This window comes from Streptomyces sp. NPDC004561, assembly GCF_053602155.1.
In genome coordinates this window covers 1-11,895 of record NZ_JBSGDB010000281.1, presented here as the reverse complement: position 1 = coordinate 11,895, position 11,895 = coordinate 1, and the positions used below count along the sequence as shown (strand labels likewise).

Genomic DNA, 11,895 nt, shown 5'->3' with positions numbered 1-11,895 from the left:
GCGGCACCGTCGCGCCCTTGGGGCCGACGTGCCCGGCGCCGGCCTTCGACCAGGACACCTTCACGTACGGCTGCTGCGCGAGGTGAGCCCGCTGATCACCGCCGCCGCCCGCGCCGACGACCGCGACCCGGTGCCGTGGCGGATCGCGCTGGACCACGCGCGCGGCTCCCGGGCCGGGCACCGGTACTTCGAGGAGCTGTGGGAGGCGGCGGTCCGCCGCGCCCCGCACCACTACGGCTGCCATGTGGCCGCCCTTCGCTATCTGGCCGCCTTCTGCTGTGTCCGGTGGGGGGACACCCCGCACGCCCCCAGCGCCACGCACCGCGAGTGCCTCGACTTCGCCGAGCTCGCCGCGCAGGACGCCCCGGCCGACTCGCTCGTCCAGGCGCTGCCGGCCCGGGCGGCCTTCGGCTATCTGACCGACGGCTGCGGGGCCGGGGAGACGCGGGAACGGCTGGACGCGGCGGCCGACCGCGCGATCGCCCTGTCCGCGCGCTTCGCGGCGGCCGACCCGTGGCCCGCCGAGGTCCGCAACAAGCTGCTGTACGTCCTGCTGCGGCTGGACCGCCGCGAGGACGCCCGCGCCCAGCTGACCCTGATCGGCCCGTACGCCACGTCCTTCCCGTGGGACCGGTTCTCGGACGACCCGCTCGGCCACTTCCTGGGCCTGCGCGAGCACCTGCTCTCGGCGGGCGCCGCGCCCGCCCCGGCCGGGCTGCCGACGGCCCGGGCGGAACCACTCGGCGGGCACCGCGGACATGTCCGCGCCGGTGACCATTAGGCTGGGGCGCCGTGACCACCGCCCGTCTCCCGCTCTTTCCACTGAACTCGGTGCTGTTCCCGGGGCTCGTGCTGCCGCTCAACATCTTCGAGGAGCGTTATCGCGCCATGATGCGCGAGCTGCTGAAGACCCCCGAGGAGGAGCCGCGCCGGTTCGCCGTCGTGGCCATCCGCGACGGCCACGAGGTGGCGCCGAGCGCCCCCGGCATGCCCGACCCCACGGCCCAGCCGGAGCGGGGCCCGTCCGCGGGCTTCGGCCCGGATCCGCTCAAGGCCTTCCACGGGGTGGGGTGTGTGGCGGACGCGGCGACCATCCGGGAGCGCACCGGCGGCACCTTCGAGGTGCTGGCCACCGGTACGACCCGGGTACGGCTGCTGTCCGTGGACGCGTCCGGGCCCTTCCTCATGGCGGAGCTGGAGGAACTGGAGGAGGAGCCGGGCGACGAGGCCGGCGCGCTCGCCGAGGGCGTCCTGCGGGCCTTCCGCCAGTACCAGAAGCGCCTGGCGGGCGCCCGTGAGCGCTCGCTGTCGACGGGCGGGGACCTCCCGGACGACCCGAGCGTGGTGTCGTATCTGGTGGCGGCCGCGATGGTGCACGACACGCCGACCAAGCAGCGCCTGCTGCAGGCCCCGGACACCGCCTCCCGGCTCCGGGACGAGCTGAAACTCCTTCGCGGGGAGACCGCCATCATCCGTAACCTGCCGTCGTTGCCCGCGTTCGAGCTGACGCGGACGCCGACCAGTCTGAACTGAGGGAACCGGCACCCACCGATGGCGAAGAAACCGAAGAAGCAGCAGTCTGGGGGGACGCCCGCGACGGTCGCCCTGACCGCGGCGGGCGTGGACTTCACGGTCCACGCCTACGACCACGATCCGTCCCACCCCTCCTACGGCGAGGAGGCGGCCGAGGCGATGGGCGTCTCCCCCGACCGGGTCTTCAAGACCCTGGTGGCCGACGTGGACGGTTCCCTGGTGGTCGGCGTGGTCCCGGTGGCCGGGTCCCTGGACCTGAAGGCCCTGGCGGCCGCGGTGGGCGGCAAGCGGGCGGCCATGGCCGACCCGACCCTCGCCGAGCGCACCACCGGCTATGTCCGCGGCGGCATCTCCCCCCTGGGCCAGCGCAGGAAGCTCACCACGGTCCTCGACGACTCGGCCGGGTCCCACCCGACGATCTGCGTCTCGGCGGGCCGCCGGGGGCTCGAGGTGGAGCTGGCACCGGGAGACCTGGCCAAGCTGACGGAGGCGGTGCTGGCGCCCATCGGACGGGGCTGAGACGCCCCTCGGGCGCGAGGCCCGCGGAGGGGTGCGCCTTCACGATCGCAGGGTCCCGGAGGAGCGCCATCGCGGTCGCCGGGTCCCGGAGGCCGGGCGCACGGGACCGCACGTGGGCGCCGTCACGATGCCCGGTGGCCTGGTGGACGGGGTCCCGGTGACCGGGTGGACGGGGACCGTGCGGGCGCGGCGGGGCGGCTAGGGCTGCTCCGGGTACATCGGCTCGGGGTCGCGCGGTCCGAACAACGCCGTCAGGCCGAGATGCACCAGCAGCGCGGCCAGCGGCCACGCGAGGAGCGCGCCCTTCGCCCCGAGCTTCAGCGGCGCCGGGAAGGTGACCCCCTTGCCCACGGCCTTCGCGTGCGCGATGACGTCGGACTGGGGGCCGAGCCACACGCCGAGCCGCCACGCGAGCAGCGACGCGAGCAGGCCCCCGACGCCGAGCCCGACCACCAGCGGAACGCCCCCGCGCCGCCGCAGCAGGAACACCACGACCGCGCTGACCGCACCGAAGGCCAGTCCCAGCAGGGTGAACGTTCCGTCCACCCCGATCGCCTGCTCCCCCTCGGTGTCCTTGAGGTAGACGACCCAGCTCTTGCCGACCCGGTCACCGACCAGCGGCACATGCGGAGCGAGCCACCACCACAGCAGTCCGAGCAGCACCCCGCCCAGCGCCACCGCCACCGCGATCACGGCGGCCTCCCGCGCTTCGGTCTTCATCCCGGGGCCGTCCTGTTCGTAGCTGCCCTCGACCGGCGCTCCGGCGGGCGGCGGCGCCTGCCGGACCTGATGCGGGGAGTCGTCGTGCGGTGGCGTGGGCGGAGTCAGCGGTGCGGTCACCCTGACATCGTGCCAGGTCGTGCTGTGCGCCGCGTCACCGGACGGCGGCCCTGCGGTACGCCCAGGTCGCCACGGCCAGCGAGACCACTCCGACACCCGCGCACACCCCCAGGTCAGCAAGGACGACGGCCCAGTCCGGGTGTGCCCCGAAGGTGCGGGCGTATGCCTCCACGCCGTAGGTGGAGGGCAGCAGGTCCCGGGCCAGCCGGACGATCTCCGGCATCCGGTCGGCCGGCAGCACGCCCAGCAGCAGCGCCGCCGACATGCCCAGCTGCCCGAGCAGCGTGGCCAGCTCCGGCCGGGGCGCGAGCAGCCCGCAGGCGGCGCCGAGCCCGGACAGCGCGGCCCCGGCGAGCGGGATCACGGCCAGCAGGATCCACAGGTTGGACAGCGGAAGACCGAACAGGGCGCACCCGAAGACGGCGGTGACCAGCGTCCCCGGCACGGTGAAGGAGGCGTACGCCCCCGCCGCGCCCAACACCACCGCGGCCGGCGGCACCGGCAGGGTGGCGTAGTGGTCGAGCCCGCCGCTGGCCCGCAGCTGCCCGAAGTACTGCGACAGCAGGTTCAGCGCCACATAGGCGACGACCAGCACCGACGAGCCCGCGACCACGGACTCGGCCTCGCTCCCGTTGTCGACGACGCCGCGCATCATCACGGTGATGCCCACGGACTGGAAGGTGGCCACGAACAGCAGCGGGATCCGCGCCACCCGGGCCCGGGACAGCTGCGCCCGGTACACGGCCACCAGTGACGGCTACAGACGGGCGGCCGGCGCGAGCTCGGCCGCGCCCCGTGCCGCCTCCGGCACGGCCCGGGCTCCGCCCGGCAGAACCTCCGCGGGTACGACACTCACGACGAGCTGCTCCTCTTCCCTACGGCAGTCGCGTACATCCATACGCGGCGCCCGGCCGGTGCGCTCATGCCTTCACCAGCCCCTGCCGCGCGGCGCCGCCCAGCGCCAGGTAGACGTCCTCCAGGCTGGGCGTGGCGAGGGTGAAGTCGTCCAGGGCGGCGAAGGCGGCCCCGCCGGTCACGGTGGCGACGGCGGCGCGGGCCTCCTCGGGCGCGAGCTGCAGCGTCCAGCGCCGGCCGGACTCCACCGCGCGCTCGCGCAGGACGGCGACCTCGGGCACCTCGAGCGGCGCCCGCTCCCGCCACACCAGCTCCACCCGCACCTCGCCCGCGACCTGCTCCTTCAGCCCGGCGGGGGTGTCGCAGGCGATCACCCGGCCCTGGTCGAGCACGGCGACCCGGTCCAGTACGGTCTCGGCCTCGATGACGTTGTGGGTGACCAGCAGCACGGTCGTACCGCGCTCGGCGCGCCGTCGGTCCACGGCCGCCCACACCGCGCGCCGGGCCACCGGGTCCATGCCGGTGGTCGGCTCGTCCAGCACCAGCAGCGGGCGCTCGCCGACGAGGGCGGCGGCGAGGCAGGCGAGCCGCCGCTGTCCGCCGGACAGCTTCTTCAGCGCCCGCGCGGCGATCGGGGTGAGCCCCAGTTCCTCCAGTACGGCGTCGCGCTCGGCGCGGGCGCGCCGCACGTCCAGGCCGCGCAGGCGTCCCGTTGTCTCGGCCGCGAGGGAGACGGTCAGCTCGTCGAGGGCGGAGGACTCCTGGCCGAGGTAGGCGAGGATCCGCGCGGCCCGCTCGGGGTGGCGCACGATGTCGTGCCCGAGGATCTCCACGCTGCCCGCGTCGGGCCGCTGCAGCCCGGTCAGCTGGCGTACGAGGGTGGACTTGCCGGCGCCGTTCGGCCCGAGCAGCCCGAAGACCTCCCCGCGCCGTACGTCCAGCTCCACCCCGTCGGTGGCCCGCACCTCGGGCGCCCCCGGCGCGCCGCGCCGCCCTTTCACGGCCGGATAGGTCTTGCTGAGCCCGCGCACGCGTACGACCTCGTCATGCCGAAGTGCCTGTGCCGCGCGCGTACTCACAAGGGACGAGGGTACGGGGTCCGGGGCCTTTACTCGTCTTTGGGGCGGCCGCGCGACCCGTCTTCGGGGCGGCCGCTCGGTTCAGTCCGCGGCGGGTGCGTGGTGCTCGGTCGCCGCGGGCACGTCGATCTCCCGCCAGAAGCCCGCCCGGATGGCGTAACGGTCGTGCTCGTCGATCTGGTCGTCCTTGTGTGCGAGCAGTCCGAAGCGGGCCGCGTAGCGCAGCAGCTCGCCGTCGATGCGGTGCGGGACGCGCGGATACATCTGCGACAGCCGCTGCAGATGGGTCTGGTCGCCGAGCCGGGACATCCAGCGGCGGGCGAAGACCTGTCCCACCTCGTACGGGTCGCCGCCGACGGTGGTGATGTCCTCCTCCCGGTCCGCCCACCGCTGCTCGGCGGTGGTGAGCTGGGCCAGCGTCGGCATGGAGGCGACCTCGGGCGGCTCGGGGGCCGCGCCCGGCCGGTCCACCCAGCCCTTGTCGGAGGACCAGCGCAGGGTCGCGGTGGCGGGATGCTGCACGGGCTGGGTACCGGGTGCGCGCAGCGCGGCGAGGTCCTTGGGAGTCGGTACGCCCTTGGGTGCGGGCACGCGCTCCTGGGCGCCGTTCTCCGCGGCGGCCGGCGGGTGCGCGCCCTGCTCGGCGGGCGGCTCGGCGGCCGCGCCGAGCCCGGACTCGGGCAGCGGGGCGGAGAGGATCGCGGCGATCTCGGGGCGGGGCGCGGGCGGCGGGGCGCAGACGCCGGTCAGCTCCTTGGCGCGGACGGCCTGGGTGATCCAGGCCCGGTCCAGCACGCGCCGTTCGTCGGCCTCGGCGACCAGGTCCTCGGACTGGTTGTAGTCGCCGTCGGCGGCCTGGACGGCCCACAGATGGACGGCGACCCCGTGCTCCTTGGCGGCCATCATGCCGGGCAGCAGATCGCCGTCGCCGGTGACGAGGACGACGTCGGAGCAGGCGCGGTTGCGGGCCAGCTCGGTCAGCTCGGCGTGCATGGCCGCGTCGACGCCCTTCTGCGCCCAGCGTCCGTCACTGCGGGTGAGGGCGCCGAGCCGGACGGTGACCCGGGGCATGACGCGCAGCCGGCGATGCTCCGGTTGGGGGACCCGGTCGGGGGCGCCGTCGAACCAGTAGATGCGCAGGAGAGGGCGTTCGGTGTCGGACTCCGCGCGTTCGCGCAGGGCCTGGATCAGCGCGGTGTGGTCCACGGTGATCCGGGACCGCGAGGGCTCGCCGGCGAGGAGGCTGGCGGCGGCTCCCAGCAGATACCCGGCGTCCACCAGGACGATGCATCGGTCCACGCGACTCACCCTCTTCCCGGCAGGTTTTGCTTCGGACTTCCTTCGAGTCTGCCCGACGGCGCGGGGGTTAACGGCCCGAACTCGATCTTCGGCGTGGCGTTTGCGGTTCCCGCTCGCCCACCTGCCCTGTCACACACGGTAATTATCCGACATGCGCCTGATGTCAGCGTATGTGAATCTGGTCCCGGCCCTGGCCCCTAGATCCCCCTCAGGAGGCAGATCACCATGGCCAAGAACAAGAACCGCAAGCAGGGTGGCCCGCAGAACCGCGCGCCGCAGGCCGAGCAGGCTCACGAGCACGCGCAGCGGACGTCGCCGGAGACGGACGAGTCGCCGGTGACGCACATCCAGGGCAGCCCCGCGGATGTTGCTCGCAAGAAGCAGAAGAGCTTCGGCCACAACTAAAGGGCAGTTGAAGCCCAGGCACACCGAGGGGCGCACCCGTGGAGGGTGCGCCCCTTCGTGTTCGGTGGGTTCAGCCGGCCAGGCAGGACGGGCCGAGCAGCACCTTCAAGTCGCCGAAGAGCGCCGGATCGGGCTTGACCCGGTGCCGGTCCAGACGCAGCACGGTGGTCTTGCGCGGGCCCTGGAGCCTGATGCGGACCTCGCTGTCGCCCTTGTGGTGGCTGAGGATCTCGCCGAGGCGGCTGACCATGGGCGGAGTGACCCTGGTGGCCGGGATGGTGAGGATCACCGGCGCGTTGGTGCCCGCGTTGGACAGGTCCGGGACCATCAGCTCCATGGCGACCAGCCGGGGCACGTCCTCGCGCTTGTCGAGGCGGCCCTTGACGAACACCACGGCGTCCTCGACGAGTTGGGTGGACACCAGCTGGTAGGTGGCCGGGAAGAACATGCACTCGATGGAGCCCGCGAGGTCCTCCACGGTGGCGATCGCCCAGGCGTTGCCCTGCTTGGTCATCTTGCGCTGCAGGCCCGAGATGATACCGCCGATGGTGACGACCGCGCCGTCCGCGTGCTCGCCGCCGGTGAGCTGGGCGATGCCCGCGTCGGCCTTGTCGGACAGCACGTGCTCCAGACCGAAGAGCGGGTGGTCGGAGACGTACAGACCGAGCATCTCCCGCTCCTGGGCGAGCAGATAGGTCTTGTCCCACTCCTCGTCGGCGAACTGCACGTCGAGTCCGAAGCCGGGCTCGCTGCTGGTCTCCTCGCCCATGCCGCCGAAGAGGTCGAACTGCCCCTCGGCCTCCTTGCGCTTGACCGCGACCACGTTGTCGATCATCGGCTCGTACTGCGCGGTGAGCCCCTTGCGGGTGTGGCCCATGGTGTCGAAGGCGCCGGCCTTGATCAGCGATTCGGTGGTGCGCTTGTTGCAGACCACCGCGTCGACCTTGTCGAGGTAGTCGGGGAAGGAGCTGTACTTTCCCTTCGCCTTGCGGCACTTGATGATCGACTCGACGACGTTGGTGCCGACGTTGCGGACGGCGGAGAGGCCGAAGAGGATCACGTCGTCGCCCTGGGCGGCGAAGTTGGACTCGGACTCGTTGACGTTCGGCGGGAGCACCTTGATGCCCATGCGGCGGCACTCGTTGAGGTAGACCGCCGACTTGTCCTTGTCGTCCTTGACGGAGGTCAGCAGCGCGGCCATGTACTCGGCGGGGTAGTTCGCCTTGAGGTAGGCGGTCCAGTACGAGACCAGGCCGTACGCGGCGGAGTGCGCCTTGTTGAACGCGTAGCCGGCGAAGGGGACCAGCACGTCCCACAGGGCCTGGATGGCCTCGTCGCTGTAGCCGTTCTTCTGCGCGCCCGCCTGGAAGATCGTGAAGTTCTTGGCCAGTTCGTCGGGCTTCTTCTTGCCCATCACGCGGCGGAGGATGTCGGCCTCGCCGAGCGAGTAGCCCGCGATGATCTGGGCGGCCTTCTGCACCTGCTCCTGGTAGACGATCAGGCCGTAGGTGACGGCGAGGACCTCTTCCAGGGGCTCTTCCAGCTCCTTGTGGATCGGGGTGATCTCCTGGAGCTTGTTCTTGCGCAGCGCGTAGTTGGTGTGCGAGTCCATGCCCATCGGGCCCGGGCGGTACAGGGCCGACACGGCGGAGATGTCTTCGAAGTTGTCCGGCTTCATCAGCCGCAGCAGCGAGCGCATGGGACCGCCGTCGAACTGGAAGACGCCGAGGGTGTCGCCGCGCTGGAGCAGTTCGAAGGTCGTCGGGTCGTCGAGCGGCAGGGAGAGCAGGTCGATGTCGAGGCCCTTGTTGGCCTTCACCATCTTGACCGCGTCGTCCATGATCGTGAGGTTGCGCAGACCCAGGAAGTCCATCTTGAGCAGGCCGAGCGACTCACAGCTCGGGTAGTCCCACTGCGTGATGGTCACACCGTCGGTGTGCCGGACCCAGACGGGTACGTGCTCGGTGATGGTCTCGCTGGACATGATCACGCCGGCGGCGTGCACGCCCATCTGCCGGACCAGGCCCTCGACGCCCTTGGCGGTGTCGATGACCTTCTTCACGTCCGGCTCGTTCTCGTACATCCCGCGGATCTCGCCCGCCTCGCTGTAGCGCGGGTGCGAGGGGTCGGTGATGCCGTTCAGGTCGATGCCCTTGCCGAGGACGTCGGCGGGCATCGCCTTGGTGAGCCGGTCGCCCATCGCGTACGGGTAGCCCAGGACGCGCGCGGAGTCCTTGATCGCGTTCTTGGCCTTGATCTTGCCGTAGGTGCCGATCATGGCGACCTTGTCGGCGCCGTACTTCTCCGTCACGTACCTGATGACCTCGACGCGCCGGCGCTCGTCGAAGTCGATGTCGACATCGGGCATCGAGATGCGCTCGGGGTTGAGGAACCGCTCGAAGATCAGACCGTGCGGGATCGGGTCGAGGTCGGTGATGCCCATGGCGTAGGCGACGATCGAGCCGGCCGCGGAGCCTCGGCCGGGGCCGACGGCGATGCCGTTGTTCTTGGCCCACATGATGAAGTCGGCGACGACGAGGAAGTAGCCGGGGAAGCCCATCGAGATGATGACGTCCATCTCGTAGTCCGCCTGCTTCTGGCGGTCCTCGGGGATGCCGCCGGGGAAGCGGCGCTCCATGCCGCGGCGGACCTCCTCCTTGAACCAGGTGACCTCGGTGTAGCCCTCGGGGATGTCGAACTTCGGCATGAGGTCGCGCTTCTCGAACATGCCGGTGGTGTCCACCATCTCGGCGACGAGGAGCGTGTTGGCGCAGCCCTCCTGCCAGGCGTCCGAGGAGTCGATGGCGTACATCTCGTCCGTGGACTTCAGGTAGTAGCCGGTGCCGTCGAACTTGAAGCGGTCGGGGTCGGAGAGGTTCTTGCCGGTCTGGATGCACAGCAGGGCGTCGTGGGCGCCCGCCTCGTGCGCGTACGTGTAGTGCGAGTCGTTCGTGACCAGCGGGGGGATGCCCAGCTTCCTGCCGATGTCGAGGAGGCCCTGGCGGACCCGGTGCTCGATCTCGATGCCGTGGTCCATCAGCTCCAGGAAGTACCGGTCCTTGCCGAAGATGTCCTGGTAGTCGGCGGCCGCCTTCAGGGCCTCCTCCTCCTGGCCGAGGCGCAGCCGGGTCTGGACCTCGCCCGAGGGGCAGCCGGTGGAGGCGACGATGCCCTCGGACCACTGGGCGATGGTCTCCTTGTCCATCCGGGGCCACTTCTGCAGCCAGCCCTCGGCGTAGGCGTCGGAGGAGAGCCGGAAGATGTTGTGCAGGCCGGTGCTGTTCACGGCCCACATCGTCTTGTGGGTGTAACCGCCGGAGCCGGAGACGTCGTCCCGCTTCTGGTGCGGCTGGCCCCACTGGATCTTGCGCTTGTTGCGCCGGGACTCGGGGGCGACATACGCCTCGATCCCGATGATCGGGGTGACCCCGGCCTTCTTCGCGGAGTGGAAGAAGTCGTACGCCCCGTGGAGGTTGCCGTGGTCGGACATGGCGATGTGCGTCATGCCCATCTCGTTGCAGGCGTTGAACATGTCCTTGAGCCGCGCGGCACCGTCCAGCAGCGAGTACTGGGTGTGGACGTGCAGGTGCGTGAACGGCGGCTTTGACACGGTTCGGGCCTCCAAGGAGAACGGGTGTCGACGATCTTCCGACCGGCTGCGGACGGACCGGGGGACAGCGTCGAAGTCTATGCCCCGGCACTGACACTCGGGGGCTGTCCCTGCGTACCTTCATGCGGGAACCGGGCACTCCCGCGTGGCGTCGCCCGTTGGAGACGGCGGAAGCGCTGTCGTACCCATTGATGCACATCCACGCACCACTCCCGCACCAGGAGGCACCCCGCGATGTCGGTCCCCCAGCTCAACGACGAGCAGCGCGGCGAGGAGATCCTCGCCGTCTTCGACACCGCCTTCGGCCGGCTCCTGACCGCCGACCCGGCCGCGTTCCGGGTGAAGTTCCGGAAGATGGCGGCCTCGGCCTTCGCGTTCTACCGGGGCACGGCGTGCCTCTTCTACCACGACCTCGACGCGGAGAAGCGGGGCGGCCCGTACCTGGACGACCGCACCTCGCGGGTGTGGATCCACGGCGATCTGCACGCGGAGAACTTCGGCACGTACATGGACTCCAACGGCCGCCTGGTCTTCAACGTCAACGACTTCGACGAGGCCTACGTCGGCCCCTTCACCTGGGACCTGAAGCGCTTCTCCGCCTCGATCGCGCTCGTCGGCTACGCGAAGGCGCTGAGCGACGAGCAGATCACCGAGCTGGTGACGATCTACGCGGCCGCCTACCGCGAGCGGATCCACGCCCTGGCCACCGGCGCCAAGAGCGACGAGGTGCCGCCCTTCACGCTGGACACCGCGCAGGGTCCCCTCCTCGACGCGCTGCGTGACGCCCGCGCCCTCACCCGCTTCGAGCTGCTCGACTCGATGACCGAGATCCGCGACTTCGAGCGCCGCTTCGCGCCGGACGGCGGCTCCATCGAGCTGGACGCGGCCACCCGCTACAAGATCCTCGCGGCCTTCGACGGCTATCTGGAGACCCTGCCGGACTCCTCCCTGGCCCGCCCGGACTCCTACCGGGTGAAGGACGTCGTGGGCCGCCGGGGCATCGGCATCGGCTCGGCCGGCCTGCCGTCGTACAACATCCTCCTGGAGGGCCACAGCGACGCCCTGGAGAACGATGTCGTGATCTACATCAAGCAGGCCCAGACCCCGGCCGTCTCCCGGCACATCACGGATCCGGCCATCGCCGGGTACTTCCAGCACGAGGGCCACCGCACGGTGATCTCCCAGCGCGCCCTCCAGGCGCACGCGGACCCCTGGCTGGGCTGGACCGAGCTGGACGGCGCGGGCCAGCTGGTCGCCGAGGTCTCGCCGTACGCGGTCGACCTGGACTGGGACGACATCGACGACCCGGAGGAGATCGCGCTGGTCGTCGCCGACCTGGGCCGCGCCACGGCCGCCATGCACGCGGCGGCGGACGACCAGTCCGGCGAGTCCCTGGTGCCGTTCTCCACCGAGCGGGCCATCGACGCGGCCCTCGCGGCGGACGAGGAGGGCTTCGCGCCCCTCCTGGTGGACTTCGCGCACAGCTACGGCACGCGCGCGCGTGCGGACCACCAGATCTTCGTCGACCTGTTCCGCAACGGCCGGATCCCGGGGCTGTGACCTTCGCGCCTTCACCGTCACCCTTAGGGGTCCCTTACGCCCATACGTGACACACTCTGCTATCGCTATGGACATCTCCGGGACCCAGCTCAGAGCCGTGCGCAGTCGGTATGGCGGTCCTTCTTCCAGGACGTGCGCTTCACGCCCTCCCTGGCCCAGCGCCGCCTGGTGGAGTCCGGCCGGCTCGGCCGCAAG

9 protein-coding genes and 1 pseudogene are annotated in these 11,895 nt (G+C 71.3%); 5 read left to right on the top strand and 5 right to left on the bottom strand.

What is annotated here, in order from left to right:
* The 3 genes from ACWEN3_RS29815 to ybaK form a co-directional block, all read left to right on the top strand.
* Positions 1–781: hypothetical protein (locus ACWEN3_RS29815; protein WP_452976876.1), on the top strand; the 781-nt coding region annotated here is incomplete at its 5' end.
* A gap of 11 nt (positions 782–792) precedes the next feature.
* Positions 793–1,533, top strand: a complete 741-nt coding sequence (locus ACWEN3_RS29810; RefSeq protein WP_452976874.1) for an LON peptidase substrate-binding domain-containing protein — start codon at positions 793–795, stop codon at positions 1,531–1,533.
* An 18-nt stretch (positions 1,534–1,551) separates the two neighbouring features.
* Entirely contained in the window at positions 1,552–2,052 is a 501-nt protein-coding gene (ybaK, locus tag ACWEN3_RS29805) for a Cys-tRNA(Pro) deacylase (protein WP_452976873.1), read from the top strand.
* A 198-nt stretch (positions 2,053–2,250) separates the two neighbouring features.
* On the opposite strand, the gene ACWEN3_RS29800 is transcribed toward ybaK, so the two are convergent.
* From ACWEN3_RS29800 to ACWEN3_RS29785, 4 genes and pseudogenes are all read right to left on the bottom strand, one after another.
* Positions 2,251–2,892 carry an AAA family ATPase gene (locus ACWEN3_RS29800; RefSeq protein WP_452976871.1) on the bottom strand — a complete coding sequence of 214 codons (642 nt, stop codon included), beginning with the start codon at positions 2,890–2,892 and terminating at the stop codon, positions 2,251–2,253.
* A gap of 34 nt (positions 2,893–2,926) precedes the next feature.
* Positions 2,927–3,748 (bottom strand): annotated as a pseudogene (locus ACWEN3_RS29795) (ABC transporter permease).
* Positions 3,749–3,812: 64 nt separating this feature from the next.
* The gene (locus tag ACWEN3_RS29790; protein WP_452976869.1) at positions 3,813–4,826 is read right to left on the bottom strand and encodes an ABC transporter ATP-binding protein; all 1,014 of its coding nucleotides are present in this window, start codon (positions 4,824–4,826) and stop codon (positions 3,813–3,815) included.
* 81 nt (positions 4,827–4,907) lie between these two features.
* Positions 4,908–6,125 (bottom strand): NYN domain-containing protein, encoded by a 1,218-nt coding sequence (locus ACWEN3_RS29785; RefSeq protein WP_452976867.1) that lies wholly within the window; start codon positions 6,123–6,125, stop codon positions 4,908–4,910.
* A 225-nt stretch (positions 6,126–6,350) separates the two neighbouring features.
* Between ACWEN3_RS29785 and ACWEN3_RS29780 the strand changes: the two genes are divergently transcribed.
* The gene (locus tag ACWEN3_RS29780; protein WP_452976866.1) at positions 6,351–6,530 is read left to right on the top strand and encodes a hypothetical protein; all 180 of its coding nucleotides are present in this window, start codon (positions 6,351–6,353) and stop codon (positions 6,528–6,530) included.
* A gap of 70 nt (positions 6,531–6,600) precedes the next feature.
* Here the strand turns inward: ACWEN3_RS29780 and dnaE are convergent, their stop codons facing one another.
* Complete coding sequence (gene dnaE, locus ACWEN3_RS29775) at positions 6,601–10,140, bottom strand: DNA polymerase III subunit alpha (RefSeq protein ID WP_452976864.1); 3,540 nt, start codon at positions 10,138–10,140, stop codon at positions 6,601–6,603.
* A gap of 234 nt (positions 10,141–10,374) precedes the next feature.
* Here dnaE and ACWEN3_RS29770 point away from each other — a divergent pair, with 234 nt between their 5' ends.
* Entirely contained in the window at positions 10,375–11,700 is a 1,326-nt protein-coding gene (locus ACWEN3_RS29770) for a DUF2252 domain-containing protein (protein WP_452976862.1), read from the top strand.
* The last annotated feature ends 195 nt before the right edge of the window (positions 11,701–11,895 follow it).